The organism is Limnohabitans sp. TEGF002, from assembly GCF_055395845.1.
Genome location: NZ_AP029224.1, coordinates 116049 through 137474 on the forward strand (window position 1 = coordinate 116049; position 21426 = coordinate 137474).

The window sequence follows — 21426 nt, forward strand, 5'->3', positions numbered from 1 at the left end:
ATGAGCAACGCAACCGTTGAACTGCTGGCAGCCGACCTGAACCCCCAGGGCGGCGTGTTTTGCCCCAGCCCCAAAGCCGACATGAAACTCTGGAACAGCCACCCCAAGGTCTATCTGGACGTGGCCAAAACCGGCCAAGCCAAGTGCCCTTATTGCGGCACGGTCTACCAACTGAAGGCGGGTGAGGTGGTGGGACACCACCACTGAAGCACGCGCCAAGCCATCCTGGCGATGGCAGGATCAAGCTACGGCGAACACTCAGGTGTTCGCCGTTTTGCTTTGGGGCAAGCTCACCTCAAAGCAGGCCCCACCACCAAGGCGGTCTGCGCACCGCACCCGCCCACCGTGGCGCTCGGCAATTGACTTGACCAGTGACAGCCCCAAGCCCACGCCGCCCACGCGCTCGCTGGCCCAAGGCAGGCGAAAAAACGGCTCAAAGATCCGCTCGTGGTATTCAAGGGGCACACCGGGGCCGCGGTCACCGACCTCGATGTGCACCTGTTGTTTTTGCCGTTTCAAGGACAGCACGATGCCTGCGTCCTGCGAAGTTTCCGTGCTGACGGCCCCATAACGGCGGGCATTTTCCAGCAGATTGCGCACCAGTCGCCGCAGCAATTTGGCCACCCCAGACACTTCGAGCTGTGCCAAGCCTTCGGGAACGTCAAAACTCGCACCGACCCGCGCACACTCTTCGGCGCACAGGCCCACCAAGTCCACCGCCTCCACCGTGCCGATGTCGGCCTCCTTCGCGTCCAAGCGGCTGGCCAGCAAAATTTCGTCGATCAGCTGGTCCAACTCGGCCATGTTGCGCAAAATTTCGGACCGACTGCGCGCCAATACGTCCGGCTCAGCCGCAGGGCCGCTCATCAACTCCAGCCCCATGCGGATGCGCGCCAAGGGCGAGCGCAGCTCGTGCGAAGCGTTGGCCAACAATGACTTTTGCGAGGCCATGAGTGCTTCGATGCGCGTGGCCGCCGCATTGAAGCGCTCGGACAAATCGGCCACCTCGTCGTCGCCTTGTACCGGCACGCGCACCGACAAGTCGCCCTCACCCCAGCGCTGCACGCCGCGCTGCAGACCTTCCAGGCGCTGCGTGAGCCTGCGCACCACCGGGTAAAGGCCCAGCGCCACGGCCAAGCCGATGAGGCCCAGCATCCAGAAGAAACCTGAGGGCTTAGCCCACCATGGCATGTCTTTGCGCAAATGGGGCGGCATGCGGCCATCGGGGCCTGGACCCATGCCGGGCATGCGATGCATGGCAGGGCCACGAGAACGGTCCACAGAACGCTCACCGCTGCGCTGCACTTGCAGCGGCAGGGTTTGGCCATCGGGCAAAGGCACCTCAAAGACCAAAGGCGCGCCTGGCCCGGCCCGTGTGGTGCTGGCCAGCACATCGCCTTGGGCGTTCAGCACCAGCCATTCACGCGGTGCTGGTGGCGCGGCGTGATGCTCGACCGTGGCCTGCCAAGCCCAGCCCACCACCAGCATGAGCAGCGCCACACCCACCACCACGGCCAGCCAAATGCGCAGGTAAAGGTGGCGTGACAGACTTCGAATGAACATGTGCTCAGTCTTGGTGACGCGCAAACACATAGCCCACACCGCGCACGGTCAGGATGCGCTGCGGCGCTTTGGGGTCGGCCTCGATGGCAGCGCGGATGCGGCCCATGTGCACGTCGATCGAGCGGTCAAAGGCTTCGAGTTCGCGGCCCCGCACGGCTTCCATGATCTGGTCGCGTGTCAGCACACGCCCGGCGCGTTCGGCCAGAGCCACCAACAGGTCGTATTGGTACGAGGTCAGCTCGCAGTCCTGCCCCTTGACGCTGACGCGGCGGGCATCGCGGTCAATCTCCAGCGAGCCAAATTGCATGAGCTGCGAGGGCGTCTCGTTCACATTGTTTTTGCGCCGCAAGATGGCCTTGATGCGGGCCAGCAACTCGCGCGGCTCAAAGGGCTTGGGCAAATAGTCGTCGGCGCCCATTTCCAGTCCAATGATGCGGTCCATCGGGTCGCCCTTGGCCGTGAGCATGAGCACCGGCACCTGGCCCATGCTGCCGGGCAGTGCGCGGATGCGTTGGCACACCTGCAGTCCGTCCATGTCGGGCAGCATCAGGTCCAGGATCACCAAATCGATGCCCGGCGTTTGCAAACGTTGCAAGCCGCTGCGGGCATCGGGCGCGTGGGCCACGGCAAAGCCGTTTTGCCCCAGGTAATCCGCCACCATGCCCGCCAGGCGCACATCGTCTTCGATCATCAAGAGTTGTTGCATCGTTGGATCATCGCCTTTTTGCAAGCGCTGGACGTGTCGGCTGTGTAAATCTGGGTAAATCCGATGGGTGCCCAATTCTTTGCCCCCCTGGCCTCCTCCTTGTCATCCCGGCCTCCGAGCCGGGATCCATCTTCACTGGCACCCGAAGACATGGACCCCGGATCAAGTCCGGGGTGACAGTCTTGGGGGCTTGGGGCCAGATCAAGCGCGAGGTGACGCTCTTGAGGGTTTGGGGCCAGATTGAGCCCGGGGTGACAGCTGGCGGGCGTGCACCCGCGAGGCCAGTGCCACCAGCAACAGCACCGGCAAGCCCAGCCAGGCCGTGGCCGTGAAGAAGCTGGCGTAGCCGTGGGCATCGACAAATTCCCCCGAAAAGCCGGCGATGAACTTGGGCAGCAGCAGCATCATGGAGCTGAGCAACGCATATTGCGTGGCCGAGTAGCTGATGTTGGTGAGCGAGGACAAATAGGCGATGAAAGCGGCCGAGGCAATGCCGCTGGCCAAGTTGTCCGCCGAGATGACCCACACCAAGGCCTGCACATCGTGGCCCACGCCACTGAGCCAGACAAACAGCATGTTGCTGGCTGCACTGAGCGCCGCACCCAGCATGAGCACGCGCATGACACCCAGCCGCGCCGACAGCACACCGCCCACAAACGCACCCACCAAAGTCATGATGACGCCGTAGACCTTGGTCACACTGGCCACCTCGGTCTTGGTGAAACCCATGTCCACATAAAACGGGTTGGCCATGATGCCCATGACCACGTCGCTGATGCGGTAGACCGCGATCAGCGCCAGCAGCAGCACCGCCTGCCAGCGGTAACGCAGCCAGAAATCGGCAAAGGGCTCGACCACCGCACCCCTGATCCACTCGGCCACATTGCGCGCTGGCGCAAAGGGCGCGGGCACCGGCTCGGGCGAGGCCAACACCACCCACATGCCCGGCAGCATGCTCAGCGCCATGACCAGATACGCCGCTTGCCAGGCCGATTGCGAGTACCCCGTAGCTTGCTCGCCTTGGGCCCAGGCTGCCACCCACAACACACCCGCCCCGGCCCAGATCATGGCCAAGCGGTAACCCGTTTGGTAGCTGGCCGCCAAGGCGGCTTGGGCGTTCACCTCGGCCGACTCGATGCGGTAGGCATCCAGCGCAATGTCTTGTGTGGCCGAGGCGATGGCCACGGCCAATGCACACGCCACCAAGGGCCCGAGCAATTGCGAAGGGTCGTTCAAGGCCATGCCAACCAGGCCGAGCGCGATCACCAACTGCGACACCAGCAGCCAGCTGCGCCTGCGCCCCAGCTGCCGTGTGAGCCATGGAATGGGCATGCGGTCCACCAGCGGGGCCCACATCCATTTCACGCCATAGGCGAGACCCACCCAGCTGAGGTAACCGATGGTGCTGCGGTCAATGCCCGCTTCACGCAGCCGAAAGCTGAGCGTGCCCAGCACCAGCAAGAGCGGCAAGCCCGCCGCAAAACCCAGCGCCAGCATGCGCAAGCTGGCAGGCTGCAAATACAGGCGCAGCGCCTCGCGCCAAGTGCGCACGGTGCTCGGGGGGGCTTGTTCAAGAGGGGTTGCGATTTCAGCCATGCGCCATTATCGGTCGACCCCACGGGAACCCGCTCACCTTGAACTTCGCCAAGTCGCTATCATTTGCAAACCATGTGCTTGTTCTGTGACCTCAAAAACCCTCCTGCCGATCCCGCGTCGAGTGCATCGGCTACCGCTTCGCCGCGCTGGCAAGCCCGGCGAGCCTTTCTGTTGGCAGCGGGGGCCTCGGCCGCCGGCTCAGCTTTAGCGCAGGTGGACGTGGGTTCCTCCTCCGGTTTGCGCAAACTGGTGCCCGCCGAAACACTGGAAACCTCCGCACGGCAGCAGTACACACAAGTTCTGGCCGATGCCCGCGCCAAAGGTGCCCTGGCTCCCGATGGCCACCCACAACTGCAGCGCTTGCACACCATCGCGCAAAAACTCATCCCGCACACGGCGGCCTGGAACTCACGTTCGCGTGACTGGAAGTGGCAAGTCAACCTGATTGGCAGCAAGCAAATCAACGCTTGGTGCATGCCCGGCGGCAAGATTGCTTTTTACACAGGCATCCTGGACCAGCTCAAGCTCAACGACGACGAAGTGGCCATGATCATGGGGCACGAGATGGCACACGCACTGCGCGAACACGCACGCGAGCGTCTGGCCAAAAGCCAGGCCACCAGCATCGGCCTGTCCATTGCATCTCAACTGCTGGGTCTGGGCTCTTTGGGCGATGTCGCGGCCAACCTGGGCACGCAATTGCTCACCTTGAAATACAGCCGCGACGACGAAACCGAATCTGACTTGGTGGGCCTGGAGATTGCCGCACGCGGTGGCTATCGGCCCGAAGCCAGCGTGAGCCTGTGGCAAAAAATGCAAGCTGCCAGCGGCAATGGCAGCCCCTCATTCCTGTCGACGCACCCCAGCGGCGCCAACCGGATACACGAACTTGAAGCCAACTTGCCCAAGGTCCAACACCTGTACGAACAGGCCCGCCGGGGCTGAAGATCCCTTTGAAATGTCATACCCGACTTGATCGGGTATCCATCCCCTTAACGGTCACGCACATAGGGATTGCTCTGGCGCTCACGCCCAAAGGTGCTTTCAGGCCCGTGCCCTGGAATGAACACCGTGTCATTGCCCATGGGCCACAAACGCTCGGTGATGCTGGCAATCAAATCCTCATGGTTGCCTTGCGGAAAATCGGTGCGGCCAATGCTGCCCGCAAACAGCACATCACCCACAAACGCACGCTTGATCTCAGGCGAATAAAACACCACATGCCCCGGCGTGTGGCCTGGGCAATGACGCACCTGCAAAGTGTGCGCACCCAAGGTGACGGTGTCGCCATCGGCCAGCCAGCGCGTAGGCTTGAAAACGCGCGCAGGTGGAAAACCATAGGCCGCAGCAGCTTCAGGCAAACCATCGATCCAGAATTGGTCTGCCGGGTGCGGTCCGATGATCGGCAGCCCCCCCTGCTGCTCGGCCAAATCAGCGGTGCCCGACGCATGGTCCAGATGACCATGGGTGATCCAGATTTGCTCGAGCTTGAGGCCCAGACGTTTGGCAGCCCCCAACAACAAATCCAAATCACCACCCGGGTCCACCACAGCCGCCTGAAGGGTCTGATCGTCCCAGATCAGCGAGCAGTTTTGTTGAAATGGTGTGACGGGAATGGTTTCGTATTGCAGCATCCGCAAATTATAGGGAGCGTGATGCCCATGGATGGCTGCAGGCCAACGACAGAGGCTCAAGTTAGCGACCATCACAAACCCAAAGCCTCCACTTAAAGCAACCCGCCTCCATGAAAACCGGGGCGATTCACATGGTCGATGACAAACCCCCGTCGACCACAAGCGTTTGTCCGGTAATGAAACTGGCTTCTTCGGAGGCCAAGAAGGCGACCGCTGCAGCCAAGTCTTGCGCTTGGCCCCATCGACCGGCAGGAGTTCTCTTTTCCAACCATTCATTGAATGAAGGATCGGTCCACAGGGCCTCGGTTAACTCGGTCTGTATATAACCCGGTGCAATGGCGTTGACCGTTACACCTGCAGGTGCGAGTTCTGCGGACCATTGGCGCACCAAGGCATGAAGTGCACCTTTGGCGGCGGTGTAAGCACTGACGTTTTCTCGCCCCAAAACAGCCGTGATGGATCCCGTAAACAGGATGCGTCCCTTTTTTCGGGACACCATGGACCGGGCAGCGTGTTGGGCCAAGGCCCACTGCGCCGTGAGATTGAATGCCACCACGCGCTGAAAGTCGGCCAAGTCGAACCCCAGCAGCGCAGCGCGATGTTGAATGCCTGCATTCGCAAACAAGATGTCCAGGGGACCCCACTCTTGCTCAATGCGATCCAGCGCTTGCACACCAGCGACAGGGTCTCCCACATCAAAAGCCATGGCTTTGAAATCGAGGCCCTCATTCTTTCCACTGTCAACGGTGCGCTGTACCGATAAAGGATCTCGCCCGTTGATGACGACGGTCGCCCCTTGCCTGGCCAGTGTTTGGGCTGCGGCCAAGCCAATGCCTCGGGTGGAACCCGTCACCAACGCCAAGCGGCCCTTCAGACCGAACAGCGGTCGCTGCTCAATTTTCAAAATGCCACCTGCTGGCCGCCTTTCAAGTTCAAGAGTTGTCTGGCTTCTGCCGGCGTCGCAATCTCGAGATTCAATGCCTCAAGCACCGTGCGAATGCGACGCACTTGCTCCGCACTGGATTGGGCCAGTTGACCGGGGCCCATCCACAAAGAGTCCTCAAGCCCGACCCGAACGTGAGAGCCCATGGCAGCGCCCATGCTGGCCAACGGAATTTGATTTTTACCGGCCCCCAGGATGGACCATTGGTACTGATCTCCAAACAGTCGGTCGGCCGTGCGACGCATGTGCATCAAATCTTCAGGATGGGCACCAATACCGCCCAGAATTCCAAAAACAGATTGAACAAACAGTGGGCCTTTCACCAAGCCTCTGTCCATGAAGTGGGACAAGTTGTACAGGTGGCTGATGTCATAGCATTCAAATTCAAAGCGTGTGCCGTTGTCCGTACCCCTGCGCAGGATCGTTTCGATGTCTTTGTAGGTGTTCTTGAAAACCAGATCACGGCTGTTTTCCAAGTGCTGGCGCTCCCAGTCGTGCTGGAGGTTTTTGTAACGCTCGAGCATCGGAAAAAGGCCAAAGTTCATGGAGCCCATATTGAGCGAAGCCACTTCGGGCTGAAAACGCATCACGGGGCGCATGCGGTCTTCTACCGTCATGTGTGGACTGCCTCCTGTGGTGATGTTGATGACGGCGTCTGTACTGGCTTTGATCTTTTCCAAAAAGGGGACGAACAGCTCGGGGTCTTGCGAGGGTTTGCCATCGACCGGATCGCGTGCGTGAAGGTGAAGAATGGCCGCGCCAGCCTGTGCTGCGTCAATCGCTGCTTTTGCAATTTCATCCGCGGTCACCGGAAGGTGTGGAGACATGCTGGGTGTGTGGATGGCGCCAGTTGGGGCGCAAGTGATGATGACTTTACGGCGTTTACTCATGTTTAACTCCTAATTTACGGTTGAGATTCCAGCATTTTTTTGTGCAATGCGAGCGCCATGAGCCGGCGATCTCGCCAGTTACGTCGATCTCCTAAAGATTCTGTCGGGAGCATTTTTCGGCGTGCTGCATTGATGTCCTCAATCAATTGCGCAGACCACGAAGCCGTCGACACCTGCTCTTGGGCAATGGACTTGTACATGTCCCCGTAGCGATGGCAGTAATCGGCCAAGCCACCCGGTGCATTCAGATCGATGGTTTCAAAGGGCCCCATGAAAGACCATCGAAGACCCAAGCCTTCACGGATCGTGACGTCAAGTCCGTCCACATCCACATACCCTTGCTCAACGAGTCTGAAGGCCTCTCGCAGCAAAGCACCTTGCAAACGATTGAGGATAAAACCCTCCAGTTCGCGGCGCACGTGTACTGGCTTTTGTTTGACCCGATCCATCAAATCGATGCAAGATTGAACCGCCTCCTGCGAGGTCCAAGGGGCCCCACAAATTTCAACAACAGGCACCAAATAGGGCGGGTTGACAGGGTGCGCGACCAGGCAGCGCTGGCGGTGCTTCAGATTTTCAGTGAATGCTGAAGCCGGAATGCTGGAGGTGGAGCTGCCAATCACGGCCTGCTCTGGGGTCAAGGTGTCCAACTGGGCGTAAAGGGCTTGCTTGACAGCCAAGACTTCTGGAACACTTTCTTGCACGTAGTCCACGTTGGCCAGCGCATCAGCGAGCACCTCGCAAACCTGGACGTGCGACATCAGAACTTCGGCATCCTCGACAAGACCACATTGCTGAAGCTCTTGGGCCAAGGTTGCGACCATTTCTCTGGCCGGTTTTAAGGCACTGGGATTGCCGTCCCACATTCGGACTTCACAACCGGCCCTTGCAAAAACCAGGGCCCAAGCCTGGCCAATCAGCCCAGAACCGACCACGGCGACACTGAATTTTTTTGACATGTTGATCTTTCAGCTGAGTGCTTGCGTGTGGCCATCCACGGCGAGGGCTTGGCCGTTGATGCTGCGTGCCGCCTGGCTTGCAGCAAACACCACCGTGTTCGCCACATCTTGGGGTGACACCATCCTGCCCAATGCGGACTGGTTTTCGTAATCGCTTGTGACATCGGCCAGCGGCTTGTTCATGATCTGGGCTTTCGCAGCGATCACTGCGCGAATTCGCGGACCATCCACCGCCCCGGGCAAAACAGCATTGCAGCGAATGCCTTCCTTGCCCAATTCAATGGCCAGTGATTTGGTCAATCCGATGACAGCCCATTTGGATGCGGAATAAGCCGATCGGCCAGGCATGCCCAAATGACCCGCTGCAGAAGACATGTTGATGATGGAGGCTTGCGTCGAGCGCCGCAGGTGTGGAACGGCATGCTTGGCGCATAAAAACTGACCGACCACATTGACTTTGAGTGTCATCTCCAGATCGTTCAGATCCATTTCTTCAATGCGCGCTGTAGGTCCTGCAATCCCTGCGTTGTTGACCAGCACGTCCAAACCATGGAGTGCTTTTTGTGCGCGTTCGATCAAATGGATGACTTGCGCTTCGATCGACACGTCTGCCAGACAGCCACTCAAGCCAGGGTTGTCTTGCAAGGCCTTTTGCAAAGCTGACTCACTGACATCACAGATGTAGACCTTCGCGCCGATCTTCAAAAATTCTTGTGCAGTCACCAAGCCGATGCCGCTGGCTCCCGCGGTGATCAAGACTTTGAGAGGGGTGGGAGTAGTTTCAATTTGCATGGGTTTTGGGGTTTTAAAAGTGATGGTTTAAACAGCAAGCATCAGATCCACAGCTTTTCACGCCGGTAGTCCAAGTCTTTGAGCAGCGGCAGCGCGGGTCCCATATGAGAGATGCGACCACGATCCAGCACAAGCGCGCGATCCGACAGGGCGAGTGTCAAATCCAAGTTGTGATCAACGATCAGCATGGTGACTTCCCCTTTGAGTTTCAAAATCGCATTGAAAACCTCTTCGGTCATCGCGGGTGACAGGCCCTCAAAGGGCTCGTCCAGCAGCAAAACCTTGACATAGCCGGACAGCGCTCGCGCAATGGCCACCATTTGTTGTTCACCACCTGACAGGGATTCGACATTGACGTCGTAGCGTTCTTTCAGGCGAGGAAAGACATCAAAAATTCGTTCGTCGGTCCAGTTGTTTTTCCCATGATTGGATCTTTTGAGTCGACCCAACATCAAGTTATCGCGCACCGTCAAACCGGGAAAAAGTCGGCGACCTTGCGGGACAAAGGCAATGCCCAGTCTGGCCATGACTTCGGGCACGGGTGTGGAAATGGATTGCTGATCAATGTTCACCTCACCTGCACCCAGCCTGGCCATGCCAATGAGGCTTTTGAGCAAGGTGGACTTTCCAGCACCGTTGCGCCCCAAGATCGCCAGTACCTCGCCTTCTTTGGCTTCAAAACCAATGCCTGAAAGGATGTGGCTTTTACCGTAAAAAGCCTCAAGCCCATTGACCTGGATCGCGGTTTTTTCGCCGATGCGAGTAGGCACCACTTTCCGGGCCAAGGCTTCTGTGCCCGATCCGATGTAGATTTCCCTGACGCGGTGGTCCGCTTGGATTTGTTCAGACGTGCCTTCGACCAGCACCTCACCCATGCTCATCACGGTAATGCGGTCTGACAGCTCAAACACCCTGTCCACATCGTGCTCGACCAGCAAGACAGCGATGTGATTGGCCAGGTGGCGGATCAGTAAGCCAATTCGCTCACGCTCATTGGCGGATAGACCTGCCAAAGGCTCATCCAAGAGCAACATGGATGGCGCTGAGCCCAGCGCCAGGCCCATATCCACCAGGCGCTGACCGCCATACGAAAGATCCTCGGCCACGGCCAACTGCATGCCATCCACGCCTAAAAACTCAATCAGCTCTGAAGTCTGTTGCTCCGTGGTCAGCAGGGTGTCTGCGCGCCGCAACATGGCAAAGCGACCGCCATCTCTGGCCATGACCGACAAGCGCAAATTTTCATGAACGCTCAAGCCTTTGAACAGGTTGGTGATTTGGAACGATCGGCTCAGCCCGGCTTGACACGTGGCGCTCGGGTCTTCCTTGCCCAACACTTTGTCGCCCAATCGGATCGATCCAGTGTCAAGGCTGTAAAGGCCCGAGATCAAATTGAACAATGAGGTTTTGCCCGCTCCGTTGGGTCCAATCAGGGCATGCAAACCCAGCGGCTTGATGCTCAAGGAGACCTCATGGACTGCCCGTACCCCGCCAAAATGTTTGGACACGCCTTGGGCCACCAATGTTTCTTGGCAGTGGGTCGGCAAAAACGAGGGAATGGGTCGGGCAACGCTGGGGACTTTTCTGGCTGACATGGCCGCCGCCGTGATCAATGGTGGACGAATCCACCGCATCAGGCGCTGACCAATGCCCACCAATCCAGACGGTGAGAGCAAAACAAATCCAACAAAAACCAGCCCAAAGTAGAGCAGCCAGTTTTCTGTGAACTGCGACAGATATTCACGAAACAACAAGAAGAATATGGCACCAATGATGGGGCCTGCAAAACTGCGCATGCCACCGATGAGCACCATCGCCAACAGTTCGCCTGAAAACTGAACTGACAGCATTTCGGCCGATGCGATTCGGTGGTTCAAAACAAACAGGCCACCGGCCAGTCCTGTCACCGTTGCAGAAATGACAAACGCGACCAGTTTGTAGCGCTGAATGGGGTATCCAATGAACCGTGTGCGCTGTTCATTTTCGCGAATCGCCACCAACACTTTGCCAAACGGTGAGTGCATCAACCGGAGCATGAATGTACCGACAAGCAAAGCCAGCACCGCCACAAATCCGTAGAAAACCCAAGGGTCGTCCAACTTGAGGCCCATGATCGCTTGGCGCTCAATGCCCCCCAAACCATTTTCTCCTCCCGTCAATGCCGTCCAGCGGTAGGCGACCGTGAAGGTCAAGGCGCTCAAGGCCAGCGTCAGCAAGGAAAAATAAACGCCCTTGCGCCTCAAAATCACAGCCCCCAACACTGCGGCGCTGCCCATCACCAAACCGATGGCCAGCACCAGGGGGATGACCACAGATTCAGGAAAATAGTGCTTTTGGAACAGCGCAACGGCATAAGCGCCAAGGCCGAACCACGCACCATGGCCGAATGAAACCAAACCCGTATGACCTAACAACAGGTTCAGGCCCAAGCCCACCATGGCCAGCAACACGCAATCCACGACGGAGGTCATCGTCAACCCTCCAGCCATGAGGGCAAAGGGAAGCAACACCAGCCCAGCCAGCATGCCTATGAATACGCGTCTTTCATGACTGGCTGCTGAACCCTCGCCAGAACTTGTACTTGAAGAAATAAGGGAGTGTGTCTGTGTGCTCATGATTTACTCCAACCTGTCCATGCGTTCACCCATCAGTCCTCGTGGGCGCAAGAGTAAAACTGCCAGCATCAAGACGTAAAGCGAGGCTTCCGAGGCGGCGGGATAAAAGTAAGTGGTCAGGCCACGGATCACGCCCACCAAAAGTGCGGCCGCGACAACACCCCAGAAGCTGCCCAGGCCACCAATCACAACCACAACAAAAGCTGCCGTCATGATTTCGTGCCCCATCGCCGGATGGACACCGCTGATGGGCGCCAGCAACACGCCAGCCAATCCGGCCAAGCCAATACCCAGGCCACAGACGGCGGTCAATATCGGCGCCAGTGAGATGCCCAGCGCTCGGACCATATCGGGGTCAGAGACACCCGCCTTCACGACTTTGCCAAAGGGTGTTTTGTTCAGCAGAAGCCAAGTCAACAGCAAGGCGACAGAGGCGATACCCAGCATGCCCAGTCGGTAATAGGGGTACATGAAGTCTCCCGCAATCATCTGTCCACGTGCGAATTCGGGGATATTGAATTGCAAAGGCGATGCTCCGTAGACGATTCGCAATCCTTGCTCGATCACCATGGCCAATCCAAATGTGAACAGCAAACTGAGCGCCGGATCTGCCTTGTAAAAATGACGCAAAAACAATCGTTCTAACACCATACCCAAGACTGCGACCAGCAGCGGTGCGGCCACAAAGGCGACACCATAGCCGGCTATCTGGGTGATTTGCACCATGAAATAAGCGCCGATTGCAAACAAGGCACCATGTGCAAGATTGACCACGCCGCCCAGGCTGAAAATAATGGACAAGCCCAATGCAATGAGCAAGTAGTAAACGCCCATCAGCAAACCGTTGAGCACTTGCTCGAGCAAAAACACAATTTCATTGGCCAAAGCCATCTCCCTTGGATAAAAAATTGCTAGGCATCCCCGATGCCTAGCATGTGGCCCATCAAGTGAAATTGCAGGCGTTTTCTTGGCGTGTTGGCGCCAGCACTTCCAAGCTTTCATTGGCACCAGGCACTGGAGCACTGGTTTCCATGACGTCCCACTTGTTCGCCGCTTTGCCCGCCACGGGTTTGACGGTGTACATCTCAAACATCAGTTGGTGGTCCCACGGACGGAAATAGCCCTCACGTGCGCGCAACACATCAAATTTGACGCCACTTTCGAGGTAAGCAATCAGTTTTTGAGTGTCAGCCGATTTGGTTTCCTGCATCGCTCTGGCCAATATCTTGATGGCCAAGTAGTCCGCAACGGCCTGATTGTCTGGTGGGCGTCCAAAGCGCTTGGTGAAGCGTTCGGTGAATGCTTTGGCAGACGGTGCATTGACTTGGTGTGTCCAGATGATGGGCCATGTACCTTGGAAGCTGCCTTCTCCGGCGCCCCAAATACTGACAGCATTCAGGTCTGCACCAGCCAAAGGAATCGGCAGATTGAATTCCTTGTATTGCTTCATGAAGTTGGTGGTGGAGTTACCGGCTAGGTTGCTCATCACCAAGTCGGGTCGTTGCTGACGCACCTTGAGAATCAATGAGCTGAACTCCGTCGCATCAGTGGGCACCATGTCGTTCGAGATGAAAATGGCACCGTTTTCGTCCATGAAGCGTTTGGTCTTTTCAAACAAGTCGTGACCGAATGCATAGTCTGCGGTGAATGCCATCCAGCGTTTGCCCTTCACCATGTTTTGGCGCAGCATTTCGCGTCCAACGGTTTTCACATACATGCTGTTGTTGGCTTCCAGGTGGAACATGAAACGGCTGCAGCTTTTGCCTCGCAGTTCGTCTGAGTTGCAGCCTGTTTGCAAAAACATCTTTTGTGCACGTGTGGCCACTTGAGAGATGGCCAGGCCAGAGGCTGAGCTGATTTCGCCCACCAAAAAGTCCACTTTGTCCCGCTCGACCATGCGCTGGGCTTTGGTCGATGCTGTTTGCGGATTGACGCTGTCCTCAAACATGACATCAAACGGACGGCCAAGCACACCGCCTGCTGAGTTGACCTCTTCCATGGCCAGCGTGGCGCCCATCACAGCGTATTCGCCCATGGGTCCCAAAAATCCAGTTCGGGGGGTCAAGTGTCCGATTTTGAAGGCGCTGGGCTGCGCTCGAACAAATGCGGGCGCCGACAGTCCGACGGCTGCCGTTGCCGCGGCACTCACCACCAGTCGCCGCTTTTGTTGATCGGGTGAAAGCTTCTTTTCAGTCATGGGCTGTCTCCTTGTAGGTCCATTGGACGTTGTGATCGAAGCCACAAAATTTGGCTCCTGGCACCACAATAATCTGTGATCACAGATCAAACATCGGTGATAACCCTTTGTCCGTGTCCCTGTGTTTACGCGCTAAGCTCGCCCAATGGATCTTGAAAACATGTCAGCCACCCAACTTCTTACCCCGTTGAAGCGCCAAACCTTGAGCGCAGATGTCTACGGACAATTCAAAGAGTTGTTGATCAGCGGGCGCATGATGCCGGGCGAGCAAATTTCATTGCGCAGCATGGCGGAGGCCTTGGGTGTGAGTGTCATGCCCGTGCGTGAAGCTGTTCAGCGCTTGACAGCTGAGCAGGCGCTGGAGTTGTTGCCCAATAGAACACTGCGCGTCCCTTTGATGACCGTGAGTCAATTCAGGGAGATCACCAGCATACGCAAGAATCTCGAGGGACTTGCCGCAGCGACAGCGGCGCAATGCTTGAGCAAAGAGGCCACTCAGCAGATCGTCATGTGGCATGACAGCTTTATCCGGGAGATGAACAATGAGGTGCCCGATGGTGCGCAGCTGATTCATCTGAACAAGGAACTGCATTTCGCCATTTACCGTGGCGCTCAAATGCCGGTCATGATGCAATTGATCGAAGCATTGTGGTTGCGCATTGGACCGATCCTGAATTACGACATGCGATCAGGTCCGGTGCGCGTCGGTCAGCGCACGGCCTTGACCCACCACGCCAGCATGGTCGACTCGATTCTCCGGCGCGATGCTGACAAGGCTCGCCGTGCCCTGGAGTCAGACATTCAAAGTGCCGCGGACTTCATCATTTCTGTGGGTGTCCTTGTCTCTGCTGACGGCGCATCGTGATTTGATCGAACGCACAGGGCGACAACCCCAACCGGTCGCCATTGTGGTGCAGCAGACAGACCTGTGTCACCGCTTCCCCTATCTTGAGACTTCTGGCTGTGCTCGCGCCATGGTGGTGAGGGGATGGGCCAGTGATCTGTCTTTGCAGACAAGGAGTTTCTCCATGCACACTTCTCATCCCTTGATTCGAAACTCAGGCATTGCCTTGTTCGCTGTGGCGTCCCTGATTTTGTCCGCCTGTTCAGGCATGACACAACAAGAAAAAAACACCGCCATTGGTGCAGGTGTTGGGGCCATCGGTGGCTCGATACTGACGGGTGGCAGCACAGCTGGCACTTTGGGTGGCGCGGCAGTCGGTGGCGTGATCGGGCACGAAGTCAACAAACCCGCCAAGTAAGGCACAGTCATGCTTGAAACAATTGCCGTCATTCTGGTCCTGTTGTGGTTGGTGGGCTTGGTGTCGTCTTACACCATGGGGGGATTGATCCATGTTTTGCTGGTCATTGCCATCGTGGTCGTTCTGGTGCGCGTGATTCAAGGGCGACGTCTTTAAAGCCAACACGGCGGCTCACGAACCGCTCACCGGGCATGAAAAAGCCTGCACCTTTTGGGAGGTGCAGGCTTTTTATTGAGCAGAACTCAGCGCTGTTGTTGTGACCCGGTCACTTCCACATCAACGCGGCGGTCTACCCGCAAGCAGGTGATCAAGGCCTGGCTTGCCTTCATGCCTTTGCAATCGCTGGACTCGGTTTCAGGCTGTGTGGAGCCCACGCCAACGGCGGTCACTTTGGCGGCGGGCATGCCGCCCACCTGGACCAAGTAGTTGCGAACAGCCTCTGCACGGCGCAAGGACAGCTTGTCGTTGTAGGCTTTGGATCCCAATCGGTCTGTGTGACCCGTGACCTGAACAGCATCGACATTCACGGTCTTGAGCTCCATGAGCAATTTGTCCAAGGCTTGTTTGCCATCGGCTTGCAAATTGTCCTGATCAAAGCCAAACAAGGAGTCGGCCTCCAGCTTCACTTTGACCCAAGGCTTGGGTGCTGGCGCAGGTGGTGCAACGGGCGCCACCACTGGAGCCGGGGTCGCCACAGGCGCTTGGGCAACCACCGGCGGCGGCGTGTAAGCCGGCTGGGCCACAGGTGCCACATAAGGGGCATAAGCCGTTTTGGTCGCGGGCGCTGCGCCGCCAAAGCGGTACACCAGTCCCAAAGAAACCAAATCGACATTGGCACGCTGCCCCACCGAATCATTGACACGATAGCGCTCACCTTCGAGCCGCAAGGTCAGCGCCGGCGTGAATGCGTATTGGGTGCCAAAACCATATTTGTAATTGGTCTCGCGCTTGCTGGTTGCAGGCCCGACTCCTGCCGCTGCGCCGGTCCCACTGAAGGTGCCTTTGGTTTGTGCGTAAGCTGCACCCACACGGCCCAACAAAGACCAGCGGTCGGTGATCGGCAAGGTGCCCACCAGATCGAGGTTCAGGCCTTTGATTCGGGCAGAACCAGACAAGGTACCAGCAGGCGTGGTGCTGGCATCAAAACCAAAACGTCCCAAATCAAAATAACCGGTTTCAACAGCCCAGTTGGGGCTCATGGGAAAACCGATGAAAGCCTTGTAACCCGTGCCCTTTTGGTCGATGGTCAAAGCATTGGTGGTGAAACCAGCTCCAAGCAAACTTTGTGTGATGCGCGCATTGTCAATCTGCGCCTTGGATTCACCCGCACTGATGCCCATGTAAACGCCTGTGTTGGTGGCGACCTCTTGTGCGTACAACGCCGGACTGGCCGCAAAGGCCAAAGCCAATAACGCCGAATGAGATTTGATGTCAAATCGTTTCATGTCTATTACTCCAAAAAATGGCGAAATGCCTGTATCAAAAAGAGAGACGAAATCAACGTGGGCCTGAGGGGGGTGAAGCTTTCGCCTGGGCTTTTTCACTGAGCAAACGCCGCATCAAAATCAGCCAAGCAGGATCGCGCAAAGCGTCTGCCAGCATGGCCCTCGAAACAGCCAACCTTTGGGTAGGTGTCAAACCGGTGCTCATGCTGTGTGTGCTTGCTGTAAGGCCTGAAGATCCAGCTGGATTTGTGTCTGGATTTCGCTCAGGATGGGTTGCAGGCGAAGGCTGCGAGCCCACCACCAAAAAAACACACTGATGACCAAACTGCTGACTGGCAAAGCCAGCAAAACCCAGAGATGTGTGGCGTTCTGAAGAGGCAAAACAGACCACAACATCAAGGCGACGCCGCCGAAAATCAAAGCCAACAACAGTGCCACCGCGCTGAGCCCATACATCACCCATCTGTTTTTGAGTGTGCACAGATACCGTGCCGTCAACTCATTGGCCAAGTCCGCATACGCTTGCGCATGCGACTTGAGCAATTCAGGCGGCAGCAACAGCAGTTTCAGCAGCGTGGACATCAATGCTGGCGTGAGCGCAGGAACCAGGAAACCGCCAACGCAGCCACGGCACCTGTGCCTGCTGCGATCAGGACCGCATTGAAAGGCGAGTGCTGAATAAGGTGCTCCGTCGTGACGCGCACGTGATGGGCTTCTTTTTCAAGCTTGTGCTTGGCGTCAGAATAGGCGTCTTTGCCGGATTCCTCCAGGTCGTGCAATTCGTCTTTGACGCGGTGACTCATGCGGTTCATGGCGGGCTGAGCACTTTGCAAAGCCTCGTTCACATTGCTGGAGATGTTGGCGCCCAATGCTGAAATTTTTTCGTGTGCCGTTTTTTGATCTGACATAAAAGCCTTTGAATGAATGGAACCAATGGAGAGGTCCACTTTAGAAGTGCAAGTACGCATGCGTCTGTGGTGTGGCACACCGATGGATACAAATAAGGTGTCCACGACCAGCAAAGTCACCGTCTTTTCTGATGGGGCCTTATTTCGCATGCGCAGTGCCGATCTTCTGGACGCTTTCGAGCACGCGGCTCCGCTTTTGCACCTGTTGCTGCGTTAAACACAAGCACTCATCACCCAAATGACACAGACCTCGTTGTGCAATGCGTTGTCAATGTCCACACTGCCACTGATCAGTGCACCCGGTTTGACCTTGACGATCAGGTCCAACAAACCCACCTGCTGCACACTCTTGGCAAGAAAATCGAGTACGCCCACATAAAGAGCGGTGTACAGTGGTATCACCCAGCGCCTTTTACGACTTGTGCACTTGCGCTGCAACGATTGTTTTTTTGCAACCCACCCCTCTCGGCTACCTGACCAAACAGGAAAGCATTGCTGTCCACGGTGTCGACGATTTGTTGATCCGTTCACTGCTCGACAAAAACCAGTTCCATGACCCTTTAGACGAAGCCCTCAATCTGGGGATTTCTTCCGCCACTTGGCCCTTGTTTGGTTTGTTGTGGCCCTCAGGGCAGCGCATGGCAGAGCGCATGGCCCTTCGACCCGTGACCCATGAGCGTATTTTGGAAATTGGCTGCGGCTTGGGGCTGTCCAGCTTGATTGCGCACCGACGCGGCGCCAACGTCACGGCCAGCGACTGCCACCCTTTGACGCATGCATTTTTGGATGAAAACACCCGTTTGAACGGTCTGCCCCCGATGACTTACCGTCATGGTTTGTGGGGCACGGCAGCCTTGCGCGAAGACGGCATGCCTGTACTGACTTCGGCACAGGACGATGGCGTAAGCGGGTTGTTTGATCTGATTGTGGGCAGCGACATCCTGTACGAGCGCGACGATGAGGGCACACTGGCCAGCTTCATCAACGCCCATGCAGCGCTGGTTTCAGAGATCTGGGTGGTAGACCCGAACCGAGGTAACCGGGCCGCATTTCACAAGCACATGGCACGCGTGGGCTTTGTCATGCACGAGCTGGTTTTGGACCAAGCAGCGCACGATGACGAAGCGGCCTACAAAGGGCGCATGCTCACTTACACACGCGGCTGACTACACCAAATCAACGCGGCAGCCAGCCCAGACCCTTGGCGTGCAGGCTCTGGATATAAAGCCTGTCTGCCGTCTCGGTGACGCCCGTGCTCTCGGGGTACAAACCACTCGGGTCTTGCAAGTCCATGACCACCTTGCCGTCTTCGGTAAAGGCCATCACATGGCCGTAGGCCTTCGGGATGGGCCACAAGGCGCGGGGCAGCCGCAACGTGACTTTGCGCAGGAACGGTTTTTGCGCCAGATCGTCGATGGTCGGGTTGCGCGGTTTGGCAAAGCCCAGCCAGATCTTGCCGTCCCGACCGCGCATCAGGTTGTCGGGGTAGCCCGGCAGGTTGTCAAACAGCACGCGGGCTTGCTCGCTGCCCTTTTTCGCATCGAGACCCCTCACGTCCACACCCTGGGCGCTGACATCGATTTTCCAGACGCGGTATTTGCCGGTCTCGTTCACAAAGAGATGCTTTTCGTCCTGGCTCAGCGCCACGCCATTGGCAAAACTCAGGCCACTGGCCACCACACGGGTTCGGCCGCTGGCAGGGTCAAACTCCAGCACGCGCCCCGTAGATGCCTGCTCCAGGATGTCGAGCACACTGGCCTCGAATGTGCCGCCCCAGTCCTTGGGGGCAAAGCGGGTGGACGCATCGCTCAAGTACATCTTGCCGTTTTGGGCCACCACCACCGCATCGGCGTAGCGGATCGGATCGGGCTGACCGTTCAGCTCCACCTTGTCGGTCAGCAGCTTGATCGATTTGTCAGGGGCGATTGACAGCAGGCCTTTAACCGCATCAGCTGCAATCAAATGGCCTTGGGCGTCAAAGTCAAAACCGAGCACCCGGCCGCCCGTTTGCGCAAACACTTCTTGCTGAGTGCCATCGGGCTGCATGCGCAAGATGCGACCACTCTCCACCGTGGTGTAAAGCTTGCCGTCTGGCCCAATGGCGATGTGCTCTGGCCCCGCCTCGGCGCCCAGATCGATCATGTTGAGTTTGGCCAACTTGTCGTTGACCGCATGAGGCTCCTCATAGCCCGGCGCTTTGGGGGCGTTCCAACTGACCGGCTCGATCGGGACTGGCCACAGAGAAAAATACGCCAGGGCAGCCAGCAGCAACACCCCCAAAACACCGAACAGCTTTTTCATAGGTTCTCCTGAATGGCACCTCACTTGCCAAGTGAGCCATTGAAACAGCTTCAGGTCGTCAGGTCCTCAGAGCAAACCCTCGTAGCCGATGGTGATGGGCGCGTGGTCAGAGAACTTCTCGCCCTTGTAAATGTGCTCGGTGCGGGCCTTCTCAGCCACGGCGGGTGTGGCCAGGTGGTAGTCCAGACGCCAGCCGACGTTTTTGGCGTAGGCCTGGCCCCGGTTGCTCCACCAGGTGTAGCAATCGTCGGTGGCTTCCGGTTTCAAGCGGCGGTACACGTCGACCACACCACCCTCGGTGGTGAGTTGGGTCATCCAAGCGCGCTCTTCAGGCAAGAAGCCGCTGTTTTTGAGGTTGCCCTTCCAGTTTTTCAGGTCCGCTTGTTGGTGAGCGATGTTCACGTCGCTGCAGACGATGAAGTCGCGCTCGGCTTTGAGGGCCATCAGGTGCGGGTACATCTTGTTCAAGAAGCGAAACTTGGCTTCTTGCCGCTCGGGGCCTGACGAGCCACTGGGAAAGTACACACTGATGATGGACAACTTGCGCTGCGGTGTGTCGAAGCGTGTTTCCACATAACGGCCCTCGGCGTCGAATTCGCCGCCGTCAAATCCCACAACCACATCGCTGGGTTCGTGGCGGGTGTAGACGCCCACGCCAGAGTAGCCTTTTTTCTCGGCAAAGTGAAAGTGGCCTTTAAGGCCCGCGAGTTCCTCAAACTTGCCCGCCACATCGGGGGCCTGGGCTTTGACCTCTTGCACACAAATACAATCGGGTTTCTCTTGGGCCAGCCACGCTGCGACCCCTTTGGTCGTGGCCGAACGGATGCCGTTGAGGTTGAGGCTGGTGAGTTTGAACAAGGATTTCCCCATGGTGACAGGACAGGCAAGCGGCGCCGGCACACAGGCGCTCGCTCAGGAATTTGTGCAATTTGCAGTCGACTCGGGCGTGCTGCGCTTTGGCGAATTCAAAACCAAGGCGGGGCGAATGAGCCCTTACTTCTTCAACGCCGGTCTGTTTGACGATGGCGCCAAGCTCAGTCGGCTTGCGCAATTCTATGCAAAAGCCCTTCTGGCCAGCGGCATCGAATTCGACATGATTTTCGGCCCCGCCTACAAGGGCATCCCGCTGGGCGCAGCTGTGGCCATTGAGTTGGCCCGCCTGGGCAAGAACGTGCCCTTTGCCTACAACCGCAAAGAAGCCAAAGACCACGGCGAAGGCGGCTCGCTGGTGGGCGCGCCACTCCAAGGTCGTGTGTTGATCGTAGACGACGTGATGAGCGCAGGCACCGCCGCCCGCGAGTCCATTGCCCTGATCCAGGCCGCAGGGGCTACACCCCACGCGATTGCGATTGCGCTTGACCGCCAGGAAATGGCCACCGAAAAGCAGGCCGATGGCTCGGTCAAAGACGTCCCCCACAGCGCCGTACAGTACGTGCGTGGCACGCTGGGCATGAGCGTGTGCTGCATCGCTCAGCTGTCCGACCTGCTGGCCTACCTGTCGGCGCAAAGCGGCAATGATCTGGGCCTTCACCTGCCCAAGGTCCAGGCTTACCGCGACCGTTACGGTGTGTGACACTGCCATTCGGTCTTCACAAGACCCACGTTTTCATTCGTC

General features: G+C 57.6%; 24 protein-coding genes. 7 read left to right on the forward strand and 17 right to left on the reverse strand.

Annotated elements, in window-relative coordinates; all coding sequences use genetic code 11:
• On the forward strand, positions 1-207 hold the full coding sequence (locus ACZ5SR_RS00575; RefSeq protein WP_464449674.1) for a zinc-finger domain-containing protein: 207 nt from the start codon (positions 1-3) through the stop codon (positions 205-207).
• Positions 208-258: 51 nt separating this feature from the next.
• On the opposite strand, the gene ACZ5SR_RS00580 is transcribed toward ACZ5SR_RS00575, so the two are convergent.
• From ACZ5SR_RS00580 to ACZ5SR_RS00590, 3 genes are all read right to left on the reverse strand, one after another.
• Positions 259-1563, reverse strand: a complete 1305-nt coding sequence (locus ACZ5SR_RS00580; protein ID WP_464449675.1) for a sensor histidine kinase — start codon at positions 1561-1563, stop codon at positions 259-261.
• Between the two features lie 4 nt (positions 1564-1567).
• Positions 1568-2269 carry a response regulator gene (locus ACZ5SR_RS00585; RefSeq protein WP_464449676.1) on the reverse strand — a complete coding sequence of 234 codons (702 nt, stop codon included), beginning with the start codon at positions 2267-2269 and terminating at the stop codon, positions 1568-1570.
• Between the two features lie 201 nt (positions 2270-2470).
• Positions 2471-3865: an AmpG family muropeptide MFS transporter gene (locus ACZ5SR_RS00590; RefSeq protein ID WP_464449677.1), complete on the reverse strand. Its 1395-nt coding sequence runs from the start codon at positions 3863-3865 to the stop codon at positions 2471-2473.
• Positions 3866-3937: 72 nt separating this feature from the next.
• Between ACZ5SR_RS00590 and ACZ5SR_RS00595 the strand changes: the two genes are divergently transcribed.
• A complete protein-coding gene (locus ACZ5SR_RS00595) occupies positions 3938-4810 on the forward strand; it encodes a M48 family metallopeptidase (RefSeq protein ID WP_464449678.1) in 873 nt (290 codons plus the stop codon).
• 47 nt (positions 4811-4857) lie between these two features.
• Here the strand turns inward: ACZ5SR_RS00595 and ACZ5SR_RS00600 are convergent, their stop codons facing one another.
• The 8 genes from ACZ5SR_RS00600 to ACZ5SR_RS00635 form a co-directional block, all read right to left on the reverse strand.
• Positions 4858-5499, reverse strand: a complete 642-nt coding sequence (locus ACZ5SR_RS00600; RefSeq protein ID WP_464449679.1) for an MBL fold metallo-hydrolase — start codon at positions 5497-5499, stop codon at positions 4858-4860.
• Between the two features lie 127 nt (positions 5500-5626).
• Positions 5627-6403 carry an SDR family NAD(P)-dependent oxidoreductase gene (locus tag ACZ5SR_RS00605; protein WP_464449680.1) on the reverse strand — a complete coding sequence of 259 codons (777 nt, stop codon included), beginning with the start codon at positions 6401-6403 and terminating at the stop codon, positions 5627-5629.
• On the reverse strand, positions 6400-7332 hold the full coding sequence (kce, locus tag ACZ5SR_RS00610; protein ID WP_464449681.1) for a 3,5-dioxohexanoate:acetyl-CoA acetone transferase: 933 nt from the start codon (positions 7330-7332) through the stop codon (positions 6400-6402). The genes ACZ5SR_RS00605 and kce overlap by 4 nt, the downstream gene beginning before the upstream one ends.
• Positions 7333-7346: 14 nt before the next feature.
• Positions 7347-8291 carry a 3-hydroxyacyl-CoA dehydrogenase gene (locus ACZ5SR_RS00615; RefSeq protein ID WP_464449682.1) on the reverse strand — a complete coding sequence of 315 codons (945 nt, stop codon included), beginning with the start codon at positions 8289-8291 and terminating at the stop codon, positions 7347-7349.
• A 9-nt stretch (positions 8292-8300) separates the two neighbouring features.
• On the reverse strand, positions 8301-9083 hold the full coding sequence (locus ACZ5SR_RS00620; protein WP_090044405.1) for an SDR family oxidoreductase: 783 nt from the start codon (positions 9081-9083) through the stop codon (positions 8301-8303).
• A gap of 41 nt (positions 9084-9124) precedes the next feature.
• Positions 9125-11554 (reverse strand): branched-chain amino acid ABC transporter ATP-binding protein/permease, encoded by a 2430-nt coding sequence (locus ACZ5SR_RS00625; protein ID WP_464449683.1) that lies wholly within the window; start codon positions 11552-11554, stop codon positions 9125-9127.
• Between the two features lie 147 nt (positions 11555-11701).
• Positions 11702-12589: a branched-chain amino acid ABC transporter permease gene (locus tag ACZ5SR_RS00630; RefSeq protein ID WP_464449684.1), complete on the reverse strand. Its 888-nt coding sequence runs from the start codon at positions 12587-12589 to the stop codon at positions 11702-11704.
• Between the two features lie 52 nt (positions 12590-12641).
• Positions 12642-13895, reverse strand: a complete 1254-nt coding sequence (locus ACZ5SR_RS00635) for an ABC transporter substrate-binding protein (protein ID WP_090044400.1) — start codon at positions 13893-13895, stop codon at positions 12642-12644.
• 160 nt (positions 13896-14055) lie between these two features.
• Between ACZ5SR_RS00635 and ACZ5SR_RS00640 the strand changes: the two genes are divergently transcribed.
• From ACZ5SR_RS00640 to ACZ5SR_RS00650, 3 genes are all read left to right on the forward strand, one after another.
• On the forward strand, positions 14056-14760 hold the full coding sequence (locus tag ACZ5SR_RS00640) for a GntR family transcriptional regulator (protein WP_090047705.1): 705 nt from the start codon (positions 14056-14058) through the stop codon (positions 14758-14760).
• A 163-nt stretch (positions 14761-14923) separates the two neighbouring features.
• Positions 14924-15157 carry a glycine zipper 2TM domain-containing protein gene (locus ACZ5SR_RS00645; protein WP_464449685.1) on the forward strand — a complete coding sequence of 78 codons (234 nt, stop codon included), beginning with the start codon at positions 14924-14926 and terminating at the stop codon, positions 15155-15157.
• 9 nt (positions 15158-15166) lie between these two features.
• Positions 15167-15313 (forward strand): lmo0937 family membrane protein, encoded by a 147-nt coding sequence (locus ACZ5SR_RS00650; protein WP_464449686.1) that lies wholly within the window; start codon positions 15167-15169, stop codon positions 15311-15313.
• Positions 15314-15399: 86 nt separating this feature from the next.
• On the opposite strand, the gene ACZ5SR_RS00655 is transcribed toward ACZ5SR_RS00650, so the two are convergent.
• The 4 genes from ACZ5SR_RS00655 to ACZ5SR_RS00670 form a co-directional block, all read right to left on the reverse strand.
• Positions 15400-16602: an OmpA family protein gene (locus ACZ5SR_RS00655; protein ID WP_464449687.1), complete on the reverse strand. Its 1203-nt coding sequence runs from the start codon at positions 16600-16602 to the stop codon at positions 15400-15402.
• Between the two features lie 201 nt (positions 16603-16803).
• Entirely contained in the window at positions 16804-17184 is a 381-nt protein-coding gene (locus ACZ5SR_RS00660; RefSeq protein WP_464449688.1) for a hypothetical protein, read from the reverse strand.
• Positions 17184-17510 carry a hypothetical protein gene (locus ACZ5SR_RS00665; RefSeq protein WP_464449689.1) on the reverse strand — a complete coding sequence of 109 codons (327 nt, stop codon included), beginning with the start codon at positions 17508-17510 and terminating at the stop codon, positions 17184-17186. The genes ACZ5SR_RS00660 and ACZ5SR_RS00665 overlap by 1 nt, the downstream gene beginning before the upstream one ends.
• 213 nt (positions 17511-17723) lie before the next feature.
• Positions 17724-17912 carry a hypothetical protein gene (locus tag ACZ5SR_RS00670; RefSeq protein WP_464449691.1) on the reverse strand — a complete coding sequence of 63 codons (189 nt, stop codon included), beginning with the start codon at positions 17910-17912 and terminating at the stop codon, positions 17724-17726.
• Positions 17913-17959: 47 nt separating this feature from the next.
• Between ACZ5SR_RS00670 and ACZ5SR_RS00675 the strand changes: the two genes are divergently transcribed.
• On the forward strand, positions 17960-18676 hold the full coding sequence (locus tag ACZ5SR_RS00675; protein WP_464449692.1) for a class I SAM-dependent methyltransferase: 717 nt from the start codon (positions 17960-17962) through the stop codon (positions 18674-18676).
• 10 nt (positions 18677-18686) lie between these two features.
• On the opposite strand, the gene ACZ5SR_RS00680 is transcribed toward ACZ5SR_RS00675, so the two are convergent.
• Positions 18687-19811 (reverse strand): SMP-30/gluconolactonase/LRE family protein, encoded by a 1125-nt coding sequence (locus ACZ5SR_RS00680; protein WP_464449693.1) that lies wholly within the window; start codon positions 19809-19811, stop codon positions 18687-18689.
• 66 nt (positions 19812-19877) lie between these two features.
• Positions 19878-20669, reverse strand: a complete 792-nt coding sequence (locus ACZ5SR_RS00685; protein WP_464451078.1) for an exodeoxyribonuclease III — start codon at positions 20667-20669, stop codon at positions 19878-19880.
• A gap of 10 nt (positions 20670-20679) precedes the next feature.
• Here ACZ5SR_RS00685 and pyrE point away from each other — a divergent pair, with 10 nt between their 5' ends.
• On the forward strand, positions 20680-21384 hold the full coding sequence (gene pyrE / locus ACZ5SR_RS00690; protein WP_464449694.1) for an orotate phosphoribosyltransferase: 705 nt from the start codon (positions 20680-20682) through the stop codon (positions 21382-21384).
• Positions 21385-21426: the final 42 nt, after the last annotated feature.

What these genes read in the sequence shown, in the direction of transcription:
- ACZ5SR_RS00625 (WP_464449683.1), bottom strand. Translation starts at nt 11,554, where the DNA reads ATGACCTCCGTCGTGGATTGCGTGTTGCTGGCCATGGTGGGCTTGGGC.
- ACZ5SR_RS00640 (WP_090047705.1), top strand. Translation starts at nt 14,056, where the DNA reads ATGTCAGCCACCCAACTTCTTACCCCGTTGAAGCGCCAAACCTTGAGC.
- ACZ5SR_RS00630 (WP_464449684.1), bottom strand. Translation starts at nt 12,589, where the DNA reads ATGGCTTTGGCCAATGAAATTGTGTTTTTGCTCGAGCAAGTGCTCAAC.
- ACZ5SR_RS00585 (WP_464449676.1), bottom strand. Translation starts at nt 2,269, where the DNA reads ATGCAACAACTCTTGATGATCGAAGACGATGTGCGCCTGGCGGGCATG.
- ACZ5SR_RS00620 (WP_090044405.1), bottom strand. Translation starts at nt 9,083, where the DNA reads ATGCAAATTGAAACTACTCCCACCCCTCTCAAAGTCTTGATCACCGCG.
- ACZ5SR_RS00680 (WP_464449693.1), bottom strand. Translation starts at nt 19,811, where the DNA reads ATGAAAAAGCTGTTCGGTGTTTTGGGGGTGTTGCTGCTGGCTGCCCTG.
- ACZ5SR_RS00595 (WP_464449678.1), top strand. Translation starts at nt 3,938, where the DNA reads ATGTGCTTGTTCTGTGACCTCAAAAACCCTCCTGCCGATCCCGCGTCG.
- ACZ5SR_RS00665 (WP_464449689.1), bottom strand. Translation starts at nt 17,510, where the DNA reads ATGTCAGATCAAAAAACGGCACACGAAAAAATTTCAGCATTGGGCGCC.
- ACZ5SR_RS00635 (WP_090044400.1), bottom strand. Translation starts at nt 13,895, where the DNA reads ATGACTGAAAAGAAGCTTTCACCCGATCAACAAAAGCGGCGACTGGTG.
- ACZ5SR_RS00590 (WP_464449677.1), bottom strand. Translation starts at nt 3,865, where the DNA reads ATGGCTGAAATCGCAACCCCTCTTGAACAAGCCCCCCCGAGCACCGTG.
- ACZ5SR_RS00655 (WP_464449687.1), bottom strand. Translation starts at nt 16,602, where the DNA reads ATGAAACGATTTGACATCAAATCTCATTCGGCGTTATTGGCTTTGGCC.
- ACZ5SR_RS00645 (WP_464449685.1), top strand. Translation starts at nt 14,924, where the DNA reads ATGCACACTTCTCATCCCTTGATTCGAAACTCAGGCATTGCCTTGTTC.
- ACZ5SR_RS00615 (WP_464449682.1), bottom strand. Translation starts at nt 8,291, where the DNA reads ATGTCAAAAAAATTCAGTGTCGCCGTGGTCGGTTCTGGGCTGATTGGC.
- ACZ5SR_RS00580 (WP_464449675.1), bottom strand. Translation starts at nt 1,563, where the DNA reads ATGTTCATTCGAAGTCTGTCACGCCACCTTTACCTGCGCATTTGGCTG.
- ACZ5SR_RS00575 (WP_464449674.1), top strand. Translation starts at nt 1, where the DNA reads ATGAGCAACGCAACCGTTGAACTGCTGGCAGCCGACCTGAACCCCCAG.
- ACZ5SR_RS00650 (WP_464449686.1), top strand. Translation starts at nt 15,167, where the DNA reads ATGCTTGAAACAATTGCCGTCATTCTGGTCCTGTTGTGGTTGGTGGGC.
- ACZ5SR_RS00660 (WP_464449688.1), bottom strand. Translation starts at nt 17,184, where the DNA reads ATGTCCACGCTGCTGAAACTGCTGTTGCTGCCGCCTGAATTGCTCAAG.
- ACZ5SR_RS00600 (WP_464449679.1), bottom strand. Translation starts at nt 5,499, where the DNA reads ATGCTGCAATACGAAACCATTCCCGTCACACCATTTCAACAAAACTGC.
- pyrE (WP_464449694.1), top strand. Translation starts at nt 20,680, where the DNA reads ATGGTGACAGGACAGGCAAGCGGCGCCGGCACACAGGCGCTCGCTCAG.
- kce (WP_464449681.1), bottom strand. Translation starts at nt 7,332, where the DNA reads ATGAGTAAACGCCGTAAAGTCATCATCACTTGCGCCCCAACTGGCGCC.